At 75.1% G+C, this 17,611-nt stretch carries 18 protein-coding genes; 11 read left to right on the top strand and 7 right to left on the bottom strand.

The features are described from left to right. The first annotated feature begins 176 nt into the window (after window positions 1-176). On the top strand, window positions 177-803 hold the full coding sequence (locus HLV61_RS09605; protein WP_369254687.1) for a hypothetical protein: 627 nt from the start codon (window positions 177-179) through the stop codon (window positions 801-803). 94 nt (window positions 804-897) lie between these two features. Further along, window positions 898-1,542 carry an N-acetyltransferase gene (locus tag HLV61_RS09600; RefSeq protein WP_369254685.1) on the top strand — a complete coding sequence of 215 codons (645 nt, stop codon included), beginning with the start codon at window positions 898-900 and terminating at the stop codon, window positions 1,540-1,542. Window positions 1,543-1,551: 9 nt separating this feature from the next. On the opposite strand, the gene arfB is transcribed toward HLV61_RS09600, so the two are convergent. Beyond that, the gene (gene arfB / locus HLV61_RS09595; RefSeq protein WP_369254683.1) at window positions 1,552-1,992 is read right to left on the bottom strand and encodes an alternative ribosome rescue aminoacyl-tRNA hydrolase ArfB; all 441 of its coding nucleotides are present in this window, start codon (window positions 1,990-1,992) and stop codon (window positions 1,552-1,554) included. Between the two features lie 284 nt (window positions 1,993-2,276). Here arfB and HLV61_RS09590 point away from each other — a divergent pair, with 284 nt between their 5' ends. After that, a complete protein-coding gene (locus HLV61_RS09590) occupies window positions 2,277-4,538 on the top strand; it encodes an immune inhibitor A domain-containing protein (RefSeq protein WP_369254681.1) in 2,262 nt (753 codons plus the stop codon). On the opposite strand, the gene HLV61_RS09585 is transcribed toward HLV61_RS09590, so the two are convergent. Further along, window positions 4,516-5,265, bottom strand: coding sequence for a winged helix-turn-helix transcriptional regulator (locus HLV61_RS09585; protein ID WP_369254679.1), 750 nt, complete (start codon window positions 5,263-5,265; stop codon window positions 4,516-4,518). The two genes, HLV61_RS09590 and HLV61_RS09585, sit on opposite strands and share 23 nt — an antisense overlap. Before the next feature lie 79 nt (window positions 5,266-5,344). On the opposite strand from HLV61_RS09585, the gene HLV61_RS09580 reads away from it, so the two are divergent. Beyond that, window positions 5,345-5,926, top strand: a complete 582-nt coding sequence (locus HLV61_RS09580) for a dihydrofolate reductase family protein (RefSeq protein ID WP_369254677.1) — start codon at window positions 5,345-5,347, stop codon at window positions 5,924-5,926. Between the two features lie 39 nt (window positions 5,927-5,965). Continuing rightward, a complete protein-coding gene (locus tag HLV61_RS09575) occupies window positions 5,966-6,427 on the top strand; it encodes a group II truncated hemoglobin (RefSeq protein WP_369254675.1) in 462 nt (153 codons plus the stop codon). A 10-nt stretch (window positions 6,428-6,437) separates the two neighbouring features. Here the strand turns inward: HLV61_RS09575 and yidD are convergent, their stop codons facing one another. Continuing rightward, the gene (gene yidD / locus HLV61_RS09570) at window positions 6,438-6,944 is read right to left on the bottom strand and encodes a membrane protein insertion efficiency factor YidD (RefSeq protein ID WP_369254673.1); all 507 of its coding nucleotides are present in this window, start codon (window positions 6,942-6,944) and stop codon (window positions 6,438-6,440) included. Window positions 6,945-6,996: 52 nt separating this feature from the next. Here yidD and mmuM point away from each other — a divergent pair, with 52 nt between their 5' ends. Beyond that, window positions 6,997-7,893: a homocysteine S-methyltransferase gene (gene mmuM, locus HLV61_RS09565; protein ID WP_369254671.1), complete on the top strand. Its 897-nt coding sequence runs from the start codon at window positions 6,997-6,999 to the stop codon at window positions 7,891-7,893. 86 nt (window positions 7,894-7,979) lie between these two features. Here mmuM and HLV61_RS09560 read toward each other — a convergent pair whose 3' ends face one another. Further along, complete coding sequence (locus HLV61_RS09560) at window positions 7,980-8,837, bottom strand: SDR family oxidoreductase (RefSeq protein ID WP_369254669.1); 858 nt, start codon at window positions 8,835-8,837, stop codon at window positions 7,980-7,982. Window positions 8,838-9,226: 389 nt separating this feature from the next. Here HLV61_RS09560 and HLV61_RS09555 point away from each other — a divergent pair, with 389 nt between their 5' ends. From HLV61_RS09555 to HLV61_RS09535, 5 genes are all read left to right on the top strand, one after another. Continuing rightward, window positions 9,227-11,812: a DEAD/DEAH box helicase gene (locus HLV61_RS09555; RefSeq protein WP_369254667.1), complete on the top strand. Its 2,586-nt coding sequence runs from the start codon at window positions 9,227-9,229 to the stop codon at window positions 11,810-11,812. Further along, the gene (locus HLV61_RS09550; RefSeq protein ID WP_369254665.1) at window positions 11,794-12,207 is read left to right on the top strand and encodes a GNAT family N-acetyltransferase; all 414 of its coding nucleotides are present in this window, start codon (window positions 11,794-11,796) and stop codon (window positions 12,205-12,207) included. The genes HLV61_RS09555 and HLV61_RS09550 overlap by 19 nt, the downstream gene beginning before the upstream one ends. Window positions 12,208-12,339: 132 nt before the next feature. Continuing rightward, window positions 12,340-13,113 carry a sulfite exporter TauE/SafE family protein gene (locus tag HLV61_RS09545; RefSeq protein ID WP_369254663.1) on the top strand — a complete coding sequence of 258 codons (774 nt, stop codon included), beginning with the start codon at window positions 12,340-12,342 and terminating at the stop codon, window positions 13,111-13,113. Next, window positions 13,110-13,874: a sulfite exporter TauE/SafE family protein gene (locus HLV61_RS09540; RefSeq protein WP_369254661.1), complete on the top strand. Its 765-nt coding sequence runs from the start codon at window positions 13,110-13,112 to the stop codon at window positions 13,872-13,874. The genes HLV61_RS09545 and HLV61_RS09540 overlap by 4 nt, the downstream gene beginning before the upstream one ends. An 82-nt stretch (window positions 13,875-13,956) precedes the next feature. Continuing rightward, window positions 13,957-14,697: a hypothetical protein gene (locus tag HLV61_RS09535; protein ID WP_369254659.1), complete on the top strand. Its 741-nt coding sequence runs from the start codon at window positions 13,957-13,959 to the stop codon at window positions 14,695-14,697. A 10-nt stretch (window positions 14,698-14,707) separates the two neighbouring features. On the opposite strand, the gene HLV61_RS09530 is transcribed toward HLV61_RS09535, so the two are convergent. From HLV61_RS09530 to HLV61_RS09520, 3 genes are all read right to left on the bottom strand, one after another. Next, window positions 14,708-15,385: a hypothetical protein gene (locus HLV61_RS09530; protein ID WP_369254657.1), complete on the bottom strand. Its 678-nt coding sequence runs from the start codon at window positions 15,383-15,385 to the stop codon at window positions 14,708-14,710. A 154-nt stretch (window positions 15,386-15,539) separates the two neighbouring features. Beyond that, entirely contained in the window at window positions 15,540-17,207 is a 1,668-nt protein-coding gene (locus tag HLV61_RS09525) for an alpha-amylase family protein (RefSeq protein WP_369254655.1), read from the bottom strand. Between the two features lie 103 nt (window positions 17,208-17,310). Beyond that, the gene (locus tag HLV61_RS09520) at window positions 17,311-17,496 is read right to left on the bottom strand and encodes a hypothetical protein (protein WP_369254653.1); all 186 of its coding nucleotides are present in this window, start codon (window positions 17,494-17,496) and stop codon (window positions 17,311-17,313) included. Between the last annotated feature and the right edge of the window lie 115 nt (window positions 17,497-17,611).

The following is a 17,611-nucleotide window of genomic DNA, read 5'->3' as shown; positions in this document are numbered from 1 at the left end:
CCTGGACACCCAGACGGTCACCGAGCAGCAGCAGGTCTCCGAGCAGGTGCGCAAGGAGCAGATCGAGGTCGACGGCGACGTCGACCCGACGACCCGTCGTCGCTGATCCCGCCGCGGACCGGCCGGCCCTCGCCGGCCGGTCCGCCCGGCACCCCTCGTTTCCTCAGGAAGGCACCATGAGCTCCTCTCTCGGCGGCGGCGACGCCACCTCCGGATCGGTCGGCGCGTCGGCCACCCGCGGCACGGCCCGTGACGCCGTCGACGCGCAGCACGAGCGCTTCGGCGGGATCAAGTGGGGAGCGGCCTTCTTCGGCTGGCTGTCCGCCAACGGCCTGGCCGTCATCCTGCTGGCCCTGCTGTCCGCTGCCGGCGTCGCCTTCGGCCTGACCCAGGTCTCCAGCGCCGCCCAGGCCGCCGACCAGGCGACCGAACAGGCCGACACCATCGGCCTCGTCGGCGGCATCACGCTGCTGGTCGTGCTGTTCCTGGCCTATCTCGCCGGCGGCTACGTCGCCGGGCGCATGGCCCGCTTCGACGGGGTCAAGCAGGGCATCGCCGTGTGGGTGATCGGCCTGCTGATCATCATCGTCCTGGCCGTCCTCGGCGCGGTGCTCGGCTCGGAGTACAACGTGCTCTCGCAGCTGAACCTGCCCAGCATCCCGATCAGCGGGGACACCCTGACCACCGCCGGGATCATCGCCGGCATCGCCGCGCTGCTGGTCACGCTGCTCGGTGCCGTCCTGGGCGGCAAGCTCGGCACCCGGTACCACCGCAAGGTCGACCGCGCCGGCTTCGACGTCTGAGTCGCACGGTCACGGCGGGGCCGGTCCCACACCAGGGACCGGCCCCGCTGCCGTGTCCGGGCCCGTTCCCCGCGCCCGTGGTGTCATGGCGGGCATGAGCGAACCCGGGCGGACCGTCCACGTCGGTGTCCCGCTCATCCGGGCGGCCGAGCCGCGTGACGTGCCGCGGATCGCCGCGACCCTCACCGTGGCGCTGGCCGAGTCGCGCTGGGTCCGCTGGGCGCTGCCGGTCGACGGGCGCACGCAGCGGCTGACCCGCCTCGCCGAGCTCGACGGGCACCGCGGCGTCACCACCGGGACCACCTGGGTCAGCGAGGACGTCGACGCGGTGGCCTCGTGGGACGCCCCCTCCGGTGCGGCGACACCGGTCCCCGCCGACGTCCGGGCCGCGCTCGACCGGGAGGTGCCGCGGCTGCACGCCGACCGCGCCGACGCCGTCGCCCGGACCGAGGCCGAACTGGCCGCCGCGCTCCCCGACGGGCCGCACTGGCGGCTGCGCGCGCTGGGCACCCGGCCGCGCTCCCGCCGTCGCGGGCTGGGCGGGGCGGTGCTCGGCCCGGCGCTCGCCCGTTGCGACGCCGAGGGCGTGCCCGCCGCGCTGGTGGCGCCGGCCTGGGCGATCGTGCGCTTCGCCCGCGGCCTGGGCTTCGAGGTGACGCAGGCGACGCGCTCGGCCGACGGGCAGCTGCCGCTGTGGGTCGCCGTCCGGCCGCCCGGCGTGCCGATGCCCGAGCTCTAGCCCGCGGCGTCAGTCCCAGCTGCCGCGGCGGCGCTTGATCTCGCCGCGCCGCTTCTTCTCCGCGATCCGCCGCTCCTGCGAGCCGCGGGTCGGCTTCGTGCGCCGGCGGGCCGCGGGCGGTGCGGCGAGCGCCGCGCGCAGGACCGCGGCCATCCGCTCGCGGGCCGCCGCCCGGTTGCGCAGCTGCTGGCGGTGCTCGCTGGCCGTGACGGTCAGGACGCCGTCGACCAGCCGCGTCCCCAGCCGCTCGGCCAGCCGCTGCCGATGCACGTCGGTGAGCCCGCGCAGCTCCAGCGGGGCGAGTGACAGCTCGACGCGGGAGTCGGCGGTGTTGACGCCCTGCCCGCCGGGGCCCGAGGACCGGGAGAACCGCCACGACAGCGCCGTGGCGGGGACGACGAGCGAGCCGGTGACCGGGAGGTCACCGGAAGCGTCGTCGCTGGCGGGCACCGACCCAGTCTCGCCGACCCGTGCGGGGCCGCGGTCAGGGGGCCGCCGCCTCCCCCGGCGTGTCGACACGCCCGTCGCGCGGCCGCCGCGACGACCCGGCCGTCCGCCCTGTCGGCCGTGACCTGCGCCAACGCGGACCAGTCCGTATCGTTTGTCACCGATCGCTCACGAAGAGTGGACGTCGTTACTTCGCCTACCTAACGTCAGCCCGGGCTGCCGCACCGTGATCCCGGTGGATCCCCACCGGGATCGGCGGCCCTCGTCCGACACTCGGGAGACGATCCTTGAAGAAGAGAGCTCTTCCCCTGGTCGTGGGTGCCGCGCTGGTCGTGGCCATGCCCGCGACCACCGCGCACGCAGCACCGCCACCGGAGGACGCCGCCGCGGGTCCGGCCCGGGCGCACGACCTGCCCAACCCGCTCGGCGACAAGCAGCGCGAGCTTCGCGAGCAGGCCCTCGAGCAGGTCCTCCAGGGCGAGTCCACGCCGCAGGGCCCCAACCGGGTCGTCGAGGTCGCGCGGGGTCAGTACGTCGAGCTGGCCCAGGAGGACAGCGACGCGATCTGGACCGTCCTCGGCGAGTTCAGCGACCTGCCGCACAACACGATCGAGCGGCCCGACCGGACCGTGGACAACTCCACCATCTGGACCGAGGACTTCTCCCAGCCCTACTTCGACCGACTGCTCTACGGCACCGAGGACGGGGTCGACTCGGTCGCCGACTTCTACGAGGAGCTGTCCTCGGGCCGTTACACCGTCACCGGTGAGGTCGAGGACTGGGTGCAGGTGCCGGGCGACGGCGGGTCCTACGGCGCGGGCGACGACGGCCAGCGCCCGTGGGCCTTCGTCAACGACAGCGTCGACACCTGGTACACCGGCCAGCTGGCGGCCGGGCGGACGGCCGCCCAGATCGACGAGTACCTCTCGCAGTTCGACGTCTGGGACCGCTACGACCACGACGGCGACGGGGACTTCGACGAGGCCGACGGCTACATCGACCACTTCCAGGCCGTGCACTCCGGCATGGGCGAGGAGGTCGGCGGCGGGGCCCTCGGCGAGGACGCCATCTGGAGCCACCGCTGGTACAACCAGCAGACCCGCATCGGCGCCGGCGGCCCGACGGTCGACGGCGCGGTGAACCCGCTCGGCGGCACGCAGGTCGGCGAGTCGCGCTACTGGATCGGCGACTACACCGTGGAGCCGGAGAACGGCGGCGTCGGCGTCTTCGCCCACGAGTTCGGCCACGACCTCGGCCTGCCCGACCTGTACGACACCTCCGGCAACAGCGGCGGCGCCGAGAACAGCACCGCCTTCTGGTCGCTGATGAGCTCGGGGTCCTACGGCAGCAGCGGCGACCCGGCCGACGGCATCGGCACCCGGCCGATCCACATGGGCGCGTGGGAGAAGCTGCAGCTGGGCTGGCTCAACTACGAGACGGTGCAGCCCGGCGCCCGGGCCGACACCCGGCTCGGCCCGTCGACGGCGACCACCCGGCAGGCGCAGGCGCTCGTCGTCCTGCTGCCCGACCGCGAGGTCACCACGACCATCGGGGCGCCGTTCGAGGGCGCGGACTACTGGTACTCGGGCTCGGGCGACGACCTCGACAACACGATGCTGACCGCCAAGCCGGCCGGCGCGACGACGCTGACGGCGAAGGTGGACTACCAGATCGAGGAGGACTGGGACTACGCCTACGTCGGCTACCTGCAGGGCACCACGTTCACGCCGCTGCCGACGAACCGTTCGACGTCGACCGACCCCAACGGCCAGAACGCCGGCAACGGGATCACCGGGACCACCGACGGCGAGTGGGTCGACCTCAGCGCCGACGTCAGCTCGGTCCCGGACGGCGCCCAGGTGGGTTTCCGCTACTGGACCGACGGCGCCGCCAGCGAGCCCGGCCTGCAGGTGGACGCCGTCTCGATCGGCGGCGCCCCGGTGACGACCTGGACGCTCGACGGGTTCACCGTCACCACGGGCACGGCGACGGAGTCGCACTTCAACGCCTACATCGCCGAGAACCGGACCTACACCGGCTACGACGCCGGCCTGCGCACCGGCCCGTACAACTTCGGCGACCCGGCGCGTCCGGACTGGGCCGAGCGGCTCCCCTACCAGGACGGCCTGCTCATCAGCTACTGGAACGAGCAGTACACCGACAACAACGTCGGCACCCACCCCGGTGCCGGCCTGATCCTGCCGGTCGACGCCCACCCCGGGCTGCTGTACGAGCCCACGGACGACGAGGGCACCGACCGCACCGACGGCGAGAGCTGGCGGCCGCGGGTCCAGTCCCACGACTCGACCTTCGGGCGCCAGGTGACCGACCGGATCACCCTGCACGACCCCGACACCGGCGTGGCCGGCACCTACGGCGGGCTGCCCGCGGTGCCGACCTTCGACGACACGCGGGACTGGTACGTGGCACCCGGTGAGCAGGCGGACGCCAACGGCTGGACCGGCGTGGACGTGCCGCGCACGGGCACCCGGATCACCGTGGTCAGCACCAGCGCGCAGGACACCTTCATGCAGGTGCGGGTGAACTGACCCGCTCCCAGGACGGCCCCCCGGCGGTCGCCGGGGGGCCGTCCTGCGTCCGGGCCCGGGCCCGGGCCGGCACCGGCGGGACGAGCGCGCCCAGCAGCCGCCGCACGACGGCGGCGTCGCCGTCGACGCGCAGGTCCCCGGCGGTCAGGGCGTCGTCGAGGGACCGGCGGCCGAACGCCACGGGGCGCAGCGCGGAGGACCGGCCGGACAGCACGGCGTCGGGCCGGTCGGCGGCACCCCGGATCGCCGACAGCCGTCCGCCCGCGACGGTGAGGGTGACCCGGTCCGGCGCGCCGGGGTCCTCGATCCCCAGCTCCACCCGCGCCGACCAGCCGGCGAGGCGCGCGGGGTCGGCCACGGTGCGCAGGGCGAGGACGAACGCATCGGGCGTCAGCTCGCCGGCCGCGGTCTGCACCGTGCGCGAGCCCCAGCGGCCGAGCGCCACCAGCACGTCCTCGAGCTCCCGGCCGTGCGGGGTCAGCGCGTACACCCGGCCGCCCACCGGCGGGCCGGCCACCGAGCGCTCGACGATCCCGGCGGCCTCCAGGTCGCGCAGGCGCTGGCTGAGCACGGTGGGGCTGCTGCCGGGCAGGCCGCGGGCCAGGTCGGTGTAGCGCTTGGGCCCGAGCAGGAGCTCGCGGACGACGAGCAGCGCCCACCGCTCCCCCACGACGTCGAGGGCGCGGGCCACCCCGCACGGGTCGTCGTAGCTGCGCCGGTCGGACACGTCGACGACGGTAGCCCTTGCGCTACGCCGTCGCTAGCGGCTACTACTAATTCAGTAGCAGTCGACCGGAGGAGGAGCGATGGGCGGCATCAGCATCGTCGAGAACGTGAGCCTGGACGGCGTCGTGCAGGCACCCGGCAGTCCGGACGAGGACACCCGTGGCGGGTTCGCCCACGGCGGCTGGTTCGCGCCCTATCCCGACGCCGTCCTCGGCGAGGTGATGGGCCGCGGGATGGCCGGCGAGGGCGCCATGCTCTTCGGCCGGCGCACCTACGAGTCGATGCAGGCCGCATGGGCGGGCACCACGGACAACCCGTTCGGCCCGCTGCTCGACGCCCGGCAGAAGTACGTCGCGACGCGCAACCCGGGCTGGTCCCCCACCTGGGCCAACACCACCGTACTGGCCGGCGACGCCGCCACCACGGTCGCCGACCTCAAGGCCGCCGTCGACGTCGACCTCACGGTGCTCGGCAGCCCGGACCTGCTGGCCACCCTGTTCCCGGCGGGGCTGGTGGACGACGCGTGGCTCGCCGTCGCCCCGGTGGTCCTGGGCAGCGGCCGGAGGCTCTTCCCGGACGGCGCGCACCTGCGCTGGGAGCTGGTCGAGGCGGTGCCGACGACCACCGGCGTGGTGCTCGGCCACTACCGGGCCGCGCGCTGATCCCTTCCCCGCCACCCGGGGCCGTGGTGCGCTGGCGGCATGCCTCCCACGCTCTACGAGTGGGCCGGGGGCGACGTCGCCTTCCGGCGCCTGATCGACGCCTTCTACGACCGGGTCGAGCGCGACGACCTGCTCGGTCCCCTGTTCCCCGGCGGCGTGACCGAGTCGCACCGCGCCCACGTGACCCTGTGGTGGTGCGAGGTGTTCGGCGGGCCGGCGCGCTACACCGAGGAGCTCGGCGGCTACGAGCGGATGCTGGCCCACCACCGCCGGCTGGACCTGGTGCCCGAGCAGCGCTTCCGCTTCGCCACGCTGATGAGCCGTGCCGCCGACGACGCCGGCCTGCCCGACGACCCCGAGTTCCGTGCGGCCTTCGTCGGCTACGTCGAGTGGGGCACCCGCCTGGCCCTGGCCAACTCCCAGACGGGGGCCGCCGTCGCCGAGCACGCCCCGGTGCCGCGGTGGGGCTGGGGGGTGGCCCCGCCCTACCAGCCGGGCTGACCCGCGCCGCTCAGGCGGCGGCAGGGACCGGGTCGGCTCCGCCGGCGGCGCCCGGCCGGCACCGCACCAGCCGGCGCAGGGTCAGCCACGTGCCGCGCCGGGCACCGTGGCGCTCGAGCGCCTCGACGGCGTAGGCCGAGCAGGTGGGGCTGAACGAGCAGCACGGCGGCCGCGCCGGGCTGATCTCGCGCTGGTAGACCCGTACGGCCGCCACCAGTCGCTCGGCGGCGCGGGAACCCCGCGGCCCCGTGCCTGCGCGGTGCACGTGCCGCACCGTCGTGGGCACCAGGAACATCCCGTCGACGCTGCAGCCGACGGCGTTGGCCAGGCAGCAGCCGGTGTTGAGGAACAGCAGGTCGCGCAGGCACGAGTCGTTCCGGCGGTAGCCGTAGCCGGGCGGCGGGCCGTACGCGCGGCCGTACCCGGGGCCGAAGCGGGGCCCGTACCCGTAGCCGCGGGACGGGCCGTACCGCCGGCGCCGGCGCGGACGCCAGTTGCTGCTCCAGATGAAGACCATCCCCCGATCCTGCGGGCCGACCGCGCTCCGCGCTGACCGGGACGATGGGGCGGTGACACCTCTGCCCGCCGCACTCGCCGCCGGCCCCGTCGTGCTCGACGGCGGCCTGTCCACCGAACTGGAGGCCCGCGGGCACGACGTCGCCTCGGCACTGTGGTCGGCGCGGCTGCTGCGCGACGACCCGGGCGCCGTCGTCGCGGCGCACGCCGCCTTCGCTGCCGCGGGCGCACGGGTGGCGACGACGGTCAGCTACCAGGCGAGCGTCGAGGGCTTCGCCTCCGTGGGCGTGGACCGGGACGAGGCGCTGGGGCTGGTCGCCCGCTCGGTGCGCCTGGCCCGCGAGGGCGCGCCGGGATCGTGGGTCGCCGGGTCGGTCGGCCCCTACGGCGCCGCGCTGGCCGACGGCTCGGAGTACACCGGCGCCTACGTGGCCGAGGTCGGCGTCGGCGCCCTGCGCGCCTTCCACCGGCCGCGGATGGCGGCGCTGGCCGAGGCGGGAGCCGACGTGCTGGCCTGCGAGACCCTGCCGGCCGCCGCCGAGGTCGAGGCGCTGCTGGCCGAGGCGACGTCGCTCGGCGTGCCGGTGTGGCTGTCCCTCACCACGGTGGTCGGCGCCGACGGCGTGGCCCGCACCCGCCGCGGGGAGCCGGCCGCCGAGGTGCTCGCGATGGCCCGCGGCGTGGCCGAGGTGGTCGCCGTCGGCGTCAACTGCACCGACCCGGCCGGGGTGCTCCCGGCACTGCGGGCCGCGGCCGCCGCCGGGGTGCCGCTGGTGGCCTATCCGAACAGCGGCGAGGACTGGGACGCCGCGGCGCGGCGCTGGACCGGCACCGGGGAGGTCCCCGCCGGCGACGCCGCGGCCTGGGTGAGCGCCGGCGCCCGGCTGGTCGGCGGCTGCTGCCGGGTCGGCCCGGCCGGCATCGCCGCGCTCGCGCGCACGATCAGGTGACCTGGTCGTGCTGCGTCCTGGCTCACCGCCGGCGGTGAGCCAGGACGCGTGGCGCTGAGCTCAGCTGATCGTCCGTGGGCGCCGGCTCAGAGGATGGGGTTGCCGCCGGTCACGGCCACCCGGGCGCCCGAGACGTAGGACGCCTCGTCGCTGGCGAGCAGCACGTACACCGGCGCGAGCTCGGCCGGCTGCGCCGCACGGCCCATCGGCACCTGCTCGCCGAAGCTGGCCACCTTCTCCTCGGGCATGGTCGCGGGGATCAGCGGCGTCCACACCGGCCCGGGCGCCACGCTGTTGGCCCGGATGCCCTTGTCCGCGTACATCTGCGCGAGGCTGGCGGTGAAGTTCGCGATGCCGGCCTTGGTCATCGCGTAGGGCGCCAGGCTGGGGCTCGGCATGTCGGAGTTCACCGACGACGAGTTGATGATCGACCCGCCCGAGGGCATGTGCGGGACGGCGTCCTTGCAGAGGACGAACATCGCCGTGAGGTTGGTGGCGACCGTGTGGTCCCACTCCTCGTCCGAGACCTCCTCCAGCGTGTCGTGCGACATCTGGAAGGCGGCGTTGTTCACCAGGACGTCGACCCTGCCGAACTCCTCGACGGCCTTCGGGATGATCGTCTTGGCGTGCGCGCGGTCGGAGAGGTCACCGGCCACCAGCACGCACCTGCGGCCGGCCTCGCGCACGTACGTCGCGGTGTCCTCGGCGTCCTCGTGCTCGTTCAGGTACGAGATGAGGACGTCGGCACCCTCGCGGGCGAAGGCGATGGCGACCGCGCGGCCGATGCCGCTGTCGCCGCCGGTGACGACGGCGGCCTTGCCGGTCAGCTTGCCCGACCCCTGGTAGCTCTCCTCACCGTGGTCGGGCTTGGGGTCCATCTCGCCCAGCGTCCCGGGCGGGGTCTGCTGCTGCTCGGGCTGGGACTCGGGGCGGGGTGACGACACGGGGCTCTCCTCGGTGCGCTGGGCGGACGGCGCACGACGGCGGGGGTCGTCTCCCCCCACGTCGCGTCGCGGTCCCGCCTACCCGCGCTCCCCGGTCCGAACCCGCGGGCCGGGCGGCGTCAGGCCGCGCGGGCCACCTGCACCGGCGCGGCCGAGGGCAGCTCCCAGCGCATCTCCAGGTGCCGGCGGCCGTCCCGGCCGACGACGGGAACCCAGCGGACCAACGGTCGTTCCTCTACGCGCATGCTTCCATCCACCTCTCGTTCACTCGTTGTTCACCTTCTCACCTGATCGGCAGCAGGTGCGCGGGGACGCAGCAGTCGTTGTCGTCTCGTGACCGAGGGCGGTCCGCGGGAAGCGCGGCGCCGTCGGGCACGCTGGTGCCCACGATGACGACCTCTCCGACGACAGGGACCGCGCCCCGCCCCCTGCTCGACGACCCCGGCGACCTCGTCGCCCTGCGGGCACGCGGCAGCGACCCCGACGACCTGTTCACCTCCTTCGCCGCCTGGGCGGCCGACGGCGGCACGCCGCTGTACCCGCACCAGGAGGAGGGGCTGATCGAGCTGGTCAGCGGGGCCAACGTGGTCCTCGCGACGCCGACCGGCTCGGGCAAGTCGCTGGTGGCCACCGGCGCGCAGTACGCCGCGCTGGCCGCCGGGCGGCGCAGCTACTACACGGCGCCGATCAAGGCCCTCGTCAGCGAGAAGTTCTTCGCCCTGTGCGGGGTCTTCGGCGCGGCCAACGTGGGCATGCTCACCGGGGACGCGAGCGTCAACGCCGGCGCGCCGGTCATCGCCTGCACCGCCGAGATCCTCGCCAACGTGGCGCTGCGCGAGGGCGCCGACGCCGACATCGGTCTCGTGGTCATGGACGAGTTCCACTTCTACGGCGACCCCGACCGCGGCTGGGCGTGGCAGGTGCCGCTGCTGGAGCTCCCCCGCGCCCAGTTCCTGCTGATGAGCGCCACCCTGGGCAACACCGACCGGCTGCGCGAGGACCTCACCCGCCGCACCGGCCGGCCGACGGCGCTGGTGGCCGGTGCCGAGCGCCCGGTCCCGCTGCACCACTACTACGCGACGACGCCGGCGCACGAGACCATCCAGGAGCTGCTCGACACCCGGCAGGCGCCGGTCTACGTCGTGCACTTCACCCAGGCCCAGGCGCTCGAGCGGGCGCAGGCGCTGACGAGCGTGAACGTGTGCAGCAAGGAGGAGAAGGCCGCGATCGCCGAGGCCATCGGCGGGTTCCGGTTCACCTCGGCGTTCGGGACGACGCTGTCGCGGCTGGTGCGCCACGGCATCGGCGTCCACCACGCCGGGATGCTGCCCAAGTACCGACGGCTGGTGGAGCAGCTCGCCCAGGCCGGCCTGCTCAAGGTCATCTGCGGCACCGACACCCTCGGCGTCGGCATCAACGTGCCGATCCGCACCGTCGTGTTCTCCGCGCTGTCGAAGTACGACGGCACCCGCACCCGGCTGCTCAACGCCCGCGAGTTCCACCAGATCGCCGGGCGCGCGGGGCGCGCGGGCTACGACACCGCGGGCACCGTCGTCGTCCAGGCGCCCGAGCACGAGGTCGAGAACCTGCGGCAGTTCGCCAAGGTCGCCGACGACCCGAAGAAGCGCCGCAAGCTCGTGCGCCGGAAGGTGCCCGAGGGGATGGTGCCCTGGTCTCAGGCGACGATGGACCGCCTGGTCGCCGCCGAGCCCGAACAGCTCTCCAGCTCCATGCGGGTGACGACGGCGATGCTGCTCGACGTCGTCGACCGGCCCGGCGACCCGGTCGCGGCGCTGCGGCACCTGCTCACCGACAACCACGAGCCGCGCAGGCGGCAGCTGCGGCTCATCCGCGAGGCGGTCGGCATCGCCCGCTCGCTGCTGCAGGCCGGGGTGCTGGAGCGGCTGGCCGAGCCCGGGCCCGACGGGCGCCGGTACCGGCTGACGGTCGACCTGCCGCCGGACTTCGCCCTCAACCAGCCGCTGTCGACCTTCGCGCTGGCCGCGATCGAGCTGCTCGACCCGGCGTCGGACACCTTCGCCCTCGACGTCGTCAGCGTCGTGGAGGCGACCCTCGACGACCCCCGGCAGATCCTGGCCGCGCAGCTGAACAAGGCCCGCGGCGAGGCCGTGGCGCAGATGAAGGCCGAGGGCATCGAGTACGACGAGCGGATCGAGCTGCTCGACGACGTCACCTACCCGAAGCCGCTCGAGGAGCTGCTGGAGCACGCCTTCGAGGTCTACGTGCGCAGCAACCCGTGGGCCGCCGACGCGCACCCCTCTCCGAAGTCCGTCGTCCGGGAGACGTGGGAGCGCGCGATGACGTTCAAGGAGCTGGTCGGCGACTACGGCCTGACCCGCGCGGAGGGCGCCGTGCTGCGCTACCTGTCCGACGCGGTCAAGGCGCTGCGGTCGGGGGTGCCGGCGGCCGCGCGCACCGAGGAGGTCACCGACGTCGTCGAGTGGCTCGGCGAGCTGGTGCGGCAGGTGGACTCCAGCCTGCTCGACGAGTGGGAGCAGCTGACCAGCCCGGACTCGCCGCTGGACGTGCCGGTCGCCGTCCCGGCCCGGGCGCGGCCGCTGACCGGCAACGAGCGGGCGTTCACCGCGATGGTCCGCAACGCACTCTTCGCCCGCGTGCAGCTCTGGGCGCGGCGGCGCTGGTACGACCTCGGCGAGCTCGACGCCGGCTCCGGCTGGGACGCCGAGCGGTGGGGCGAGGTGGTCCGCGGCTACTTCGCCGACCACGGCGAGGTGCGCACCGGTGCCGACGCCCGCGGCCCCGCCCTGCTCGTGTGGGACCGGGGGACGCCGGGCGTGTGGCGGGTGCGGCAGATCGTCGACGACCCCGCCGGCGACCACGACTGGGGCATCGACGCCGAGGTCGACCTCGCCGCCTCCGACGAGGCCGGGGAGCTGGTCCTGCGCGTCGTCGACGCCGGCCGCAGGGACGACGCGTGGACCTCCGGCACCTGACCACCCCGCGGCTGCGACTGGACGCCGTCGTCCCCGGCGACCTGGACGCGCACGCCGCACTGCTGTCCGACCCCGGCACGTGGGAACACCTGCCCTCGGGCCGACGCACCTCGGCGGAGCAGACCACCGCGGGGATCGCGCACTCGCAGCGGCACTGGGCGCGCGACGGGCTCGGGTACTGGACGGCGCGGCTGCGCGCGGACCTCGGCGGCCTGCGGGCCGGCCAGGTCGTGGGCACCGGCGGCTGCGCGCGCCGGGACGGCACCGACTGGTGGGACCTCCACTACCGGTTCACGCCGGCCGCGCGGGGGCAGGGACTGGCCGCCGAGCGCCTGGTGTACGCCGACCGACCGCTGGACGCGGACCTGCCGGCCCGCGTCGCCGCACTGCCGTGACCGGCGACGTCGACCGGGAGTCCGTGATCACCCCGGCCGCCGCGGGGTCTCCCGTCGAACGAGTGCCCGGTGCACCCGGGGTGGTCACGGGCGGCCTCCCCGGCGTGTGCCACGCTCGCCGGTGATGTCCGGATGACCGGCTGGGAGGCGCTCGCCGTCGCCGTGGCCGGGTGCGCAGCGGGCGCGATCAACGCCGTCGTCGGGTCGGGGACGCTGGTGACCTTCCCGGTGCTGCTGGCCACCGGGCTGCCGCCGGTGACCGCGAGCGTGTCCAACACGCTGGGCCTGGTGCCGGGCAACGTCAGCGGCGCGGTCGGCTACCGCCGCGAACTGGCCGGACAGCGCGGCCTGGTGCTGCGGCTGCTGCCGGCCTCGGCGCTGGGCGCCCTGACCGGCGCGGTCCTGCTGCTGACCCTCCCCGCTGCGGCGTTCGAGGCCGTGGTGCCCGTGCTGGTGGGGCTCGCGGTCGTGCTCGTCGCCCTCCAGCCGCTGCTCACCCGGCGGCTGGCCGCCCGGCACGGCGAGCCGGGCACCACCCCGCGCGGCTGGCGGCTGGCCGGCCTGGTCGCCGGCGCCTACGCGACCGGCAGCTACGGCGGCTACTTCGCCGCCAGCCAGGGCGTGCTGCAGGTGGGGGTGTTCGGGCTGCTGCTGGCCGAGCCGCTGCAGCGGCTCAACGCGCTCAAGAACGTGCTCAGCGCCGCGGTGAACGCCGTCGCGGCGGTGGCCTACGTCGTCGTGGCCACCGACCGGGTCGACTGGACCGCCGCCGGGCTGGTCGCCGGCGGCTCGGTGGTGGGCGGGATGGTGGGTGCCCGTTACGGCCGCCGGCTGCCTGCGGCGGTCCTGCGGACGGCGATCGTCGTGCTGGGCTGTGTGGCCATCGGCGTGCTGGTGACCCGGTGAGCGCCGTCGAGTGGCTGCTGCTGGTGCTCGCCGGGGTCGGCGCCGGCCTGACGGGCAGCATCGCCGGGCTGGCCTCGCTGGTGAGCTACCCGGCACTGCTGGCGACCGGGCTGCCGCCGGTGACCGCGAACGTCACCAACACCGTCGCACTGGTGCTCACCAGCGTCGGGTCGGTGAGCGCGTCTCGACCCGAGCTGGCCGGTCAGGGCCGGCGGCTGGTGCCGCTGGCCGTCGCCGGGGTGCTCGGCGGAGCAGCGGGCGCGGCGCTGCTGCTGGTCACCCCGGCCGAGGCGTTCGAGCGGCTGGTGCCGGTGCTCATCGCCGCCGCGGCCGTCGCCATCCTGCTGCAGCGCCCGCCCGCGGAGCTGGCCGCCGAGGGCCGGCGGGCGCACGGCGAGCGCGACCCGTGGTGGCTGGTCGCCGCCACCGCCGCGGTCGCCGTCTACGGCGGGTACTTCGGCGCCGCGGCCGGCGTGCTGCTACTCGCCCTCGTCCTGCTGGGCACCGGCGAGGGGCTGCCGCGCAGCAACGCGGTCAAAAACGTCGTCCTCGGGTCGGCCAACGCGGTGGCCGCGCTCGGGTTCGTGCTGCTGTCGCCGGTGGCCTGGAGCGCGGCCCTGCCGCTGGCGCTGGGCTGCCTCGTCGGGGGGCGGCTCGGCCCGCGGGTGGTGCGCCGGGCACCGCAGGGCGCGCTGCGCCGGCTGATCGCGCTGGCCGGGCTGGCACTGGCCGCCGTCCTGGCCGTCGACGCCTACCGGTGAGGCCACCGCGGCACCCGGGTGGTGTCCAGGGCCCGGTTCCGGGCAGGCTGTGCGGGCGATCGGGACGACAGGGAGGCAGACGGTGGCGGAGACGGATGCGGCGGGGCGGTTCCTGCAGGCGCTGAGCGAGCCGGCCGAACCGGACGAGGGCGGTCTGGAGATGGTGCCCTCGCGGCTGGCCCGCGCGGCCGCGGAGGCGGTCGGCGTGGACGGCGTGGCGCTGAGCATCCACGAGGGCGCGGGACTGCGGACGCCGATCGGCGCGAGCGACCGCGTCACCTCGCACGCCGAGCAGCTGCAGTTCACCACCGGCGACGGCCCCTGCCTGCGCGCCCATGACACCGGCAGCGCGATCGTCTTCGACCTCGACGACATCAACCGCAACTGGCCGGACCTGCACACCGCCCTGCTCGGCGAGACGCCGTTCCGGGCGGTGTTCTCGGTACCCCTGGCCCCGCCGCTGGGCCCCACCGTCATCGTCGACCTCTACGCGCGGGACCTGATCACGCTGACCCAGGTCCCCCGCGACGACGTCGAGGCGGTCGTGCTCTGCCTGACCGAGGAGCTGGTGCGCACCTCGGGCGGGGTGTCCGCCGACGAGGGCGGGGCCCGGTGGTGGGACTCCCCCGCCGCCCGCCGCCGCAGCCGGGTGTGGCAGGCGACGGGCCAGGCCACGGTGGCCCTCGGCCTCGACGTCGTCGACACCCTCACCGTCCTGCGCGCGCACGCCTTCGCCAGCGGCCGGGTGGTCGACGACGTCGCCGAGGACATCGTCGAGGGCCGGCTCGACCCCGCCGAGCTGCGCGACCCCAGCAACCGCTGAGGCGCCGCCGTCAGCGCGCGACGTAGGCGGCGAGGAAGAGCACGAAGGCGCTCGACCCGAGCAGCAGCCGGGCCGGCGTCAGCCCGTTGATCAGGCCCGCGGTCACCTCCACCCAGGCCGGGCGGACGGCGGCCTCGCGCGCGCCGCGGCGCACCAGCCGCACCTCGTCGGCCAGCAGCGCCCCGGCCGCGCCGAGCATGGTGAGGCCGACGACGAGGAACACCAGCGCCAGGCCCTCGCCGAAGGCGTCGGCCCGGCCCCGGAGCAGCAGCACGGCGAGCAGCCCGGCGAGCAGGCCGACGACGGCACCGGCGACCGGCGCCCACGGGCCCATGCGGGTCAGCGGGTCGGTCCGGCGCCGCCGCGCCACCGGCGGTGCCGCGGGTCGGCCGGTGACCGGCCCCGTCGGGTGCGGGCCGTCGTCGACGACCGCCGCGGACGGTCCGCCGGGAGGGCCGCCGGGGGCAGGGGCGGCGGTACCGGGGGACACGGCGCTCCCGGTGCCGGGGGGCACCGTGCTGGCGCCGACGGCGGTCGCGCCGGGCGGCCCCGGGACCGTTCCGGGGGCGGTCGGCGGCGCGGACCCGGCGGGGACGCCCGCGGTGGGTGCCGGGGCGGGAGGCGGTGCCGTCGGCGGGGCGGTCGGCGGGGCGGCGGGCGCGGGGACGGGGACGGCGGGCTCGGTCATCACCCGCGACGCTAGGGCGCACCCCTGACGGGTCCGGGCAGGTCAGGCGGGCGCGGCGCGACCTCGCCGGGACCGCGCCCGGAGGTCGCGGCGCGCGGCCACGGTTCGTCGACCGGGCGTGACCGCGCGTGCCCCCGCGCTCCGGTCCGGGGGCTCAGAGCAGCCGGCGGCTGTCCTCCGACACGACCCGCAGCCAGCGGTACCCGTAGCCGTCGAGGGTGAGCTCGACCGCGCCGTCCTCCCCGATTCCCGTGGACTGGGTGACCAGCAGGTCCTCCAGCCGGTGGGAGGCGTCGCAGCCGTCGAGGCGCAGTGGCACCGTGCGTGGCTCGGGCCCGAGGTTGTGGACGGCGAGCAGCGTGCCGTCGTCCCACTCGCACACGTGCGCCAGGACCGCGGCGTGCGGCTGCTCCAGCACCCGGAACGACCCCCACCCCAGCTCCGGCGACTCCCGGTAACGGCGGATGAGCAGCTTCGTGAACGACAGCATCGAGTCCTCGTCGCGGCGCTGGTCGGCCACGTTGACGAACTCGGGGGCGAAGCCGCCGGAGACCACCGGGCCGGGCAGCCGGTCGGGGTCGGCGGGAGAGAACCCGCCGTTGACGCCCGACGTCCACTGCATCGGGGTGCGCACGGCGAGCCGGCCCTCGGCGGAGAGGTCCTCGCCCATCCCGATCTCCTCGCCGTAGAAGAGCACCGGCGTGCCGGGCAGCGAGAACAGCAGGCTGTAGACCATGCGCACCCGCCGCGGGTCGCCGTCGAGCATCGGCGGCAGCCGCCGGCGCAGGCCGCGGCCGTAGACCTGCATCCGCTCCTCCGGCCCGAAGGCGGCGAAGACCTCCTTGCGCTCGTCCTCGGAGAGCTTGTCGAGGGTGAGCTCGTCGTGGTTGCGGACGAAGGTCGCCCACTGGCTGTCCGGGTCGACGAACGGCCGCTCGGTGAGCGCCTCCACCAACGGGGCGGCGTCGGCGCGGGCCAGGGACAGGTACATCGCCTGCATGCCGATGAAGTCGAAGAGCATGGTCAGCTCGTCGCCGTCGTCGCCGCCGAAGAAGTCCCGCTGCTGGTCGTGCGGGAGGTTCACCTCGCCGAGCAGGACGCCGCTGCCGGTGCGGCGGCCGAGGAAGGACCGCAGGTCCCGCAGGTACTCGTGGGGGTCGGGGAGGTCAGGGTCCGCGCCCTGTGTCTCGAGGAAGAAGGGGACGGCGTCGACGCGGAAGCCCGACAGGCCCAGCTGCAGCCAGAACCCCATGATCTTGGCGACCTCGTCGCGGACCCGGGGGTTGGTGACGTCGAGGTCGGGCTGCTCCTTGTAGAAGCGGTGCAGGTACCACTCCCCCGTCGGCTCGTTGTACGTCCAGACCGAGTTCTCCTGGTCGGGGAAGACGACCTGGTCGGAGGTGTCCGGCGGCTCGTCGTCGCGCCACACGTAGAAGTCGTGGAAGGGGTCGTCCCGGCTCTGCCGCGCCCGCTGGAACCACGGGTGCTCCACCGAGGTGTGGTTGACGACGAGGTCGGCGATCACCCGGATGCCGCGGTCGTTGGCGGTGCGGATCACCTCGACCAGGTCGCCGTGGGTCCCCAGCCGCGGATCGACGCCGTAGAAGTCGGTGATGTCGTAGCCGTCGTCCCGCTCGGCGGTCGGGTAGAAGGGCATCAGCCACAGGCAGGTGACGCCGAGGTCGGCCAGGTGGTCGATGCGCTGCGCGAGGCCGGCGAAGTCACCGCAGCCGTCGCCGTTCCAGTCCAGGTAGGTCTCGACGTCGAGGCAGTAGACGACCGCCGTCTTCCACCAGACGTCGGCCGTGTCGGTGATCTTCACGGAGGCGAGACTGTCGACCGCGCCGTCGCGGGGCAACAGGACGACGCGGGCTCGGTGGACGGCGCCCGCTGGGGCGACCTCTGCCTCGAGCCGGTTCCGGCCCTCACCTCTGGCCCAGGCCACCCCGCACGAAGGAGAACAGCGAGCCGATCAGGACCGCCACGACCACCGCGGCCCCGAGTCGCCAGCGCGGCGACACCGGCTCGGGCACCACCGCCGGCATCACGAGGTAGAGGCCCAGTCCCACGAGGAGTCCGGCCAGTGTGGACACGAGGGGTGAGTGCACCACGCCGCCACCCTGCTCGGACACGGCGACCGCGGGCTACGCGGCGCCACGGGGACCACGCGGACGAGTGGCCCCTGCGGTGCGGCCACGCGCCGCCCGCCGTCTCGATCATCGGCTG

Source organism: Geodermatophilus amargosae, from assembly GCF_041028265.1.
Classification (GTDB): Bacteria; Actinomycetota; Actinomycetes; order Mycobacteriales; family Geodermatophilaceae; genus Geodermatophilus; species Geodermatophilus amargosae_A.
Note: the sequence above shows the minus strand (reverse complement) of the source record. Positions and strands in the feature narration are given on the sequence as shown.

Bases quoted from the DNA above. Each gene is read 5' to 3' on its own strand.
- HLV61_RS09580 (WP_369254677.1), top strand. From the start codon at position 5,345: ATGGGCGGCATCAGCATCGTCGAGAACGTGAGCCTGGACGGCGTCGTG.
- HLV61_RS09600 (WP_369254685.1), top strand. From the start codon at position 898: ATGAGCGAACCCGGGCGGACCGTCCACGTCGGTGTCCCGCTCATCCGG.
- HLV61_RS09575 (WP_369254675.1), top strand. From the start codon at position 5,966: ATGCCTCCCACGCTCTACGAGTGGGCCGGGGGCGACGTCGCCTTCCGG.
- HLV61_RS09555 (WP_369254667.1), top strand. From the start codon at position 9,227: ATGACGACCTCTCCGACGACAGGGACCGCGCCCCGCCCCCTGCTCGAC.
- yidD (WP_369254673.1), bottom strand. From the start codon at position 6,944: ATGGTCTTCATCTGGAGCAGCAACTGGCGTCCGCGCCGGCGCCGGCGG.
- HLV61_RS09530 (WP_369254657.1), bottom strand. From the start codon at position 15,385: ATGACCGAGCCCGCCGTCCCCGTCCCCGCGCCCGCCGCCCCGCCGACC.
- HLV61_RS09605 (WP_369254687.1), top strand. From the start codon at position 177: ATGAGCTCCTCTCTCGGCGGCGGCGACGCCACCTCCGGATCGGTCGGC.
- HLV61_RS09545 (WP_369254663.1), top strand. From the start codon at position 12,340: ATGACCGGCTGGGAGGCGCTCGCCGTCGCCGTGGCCGGGTGCGCAGCG.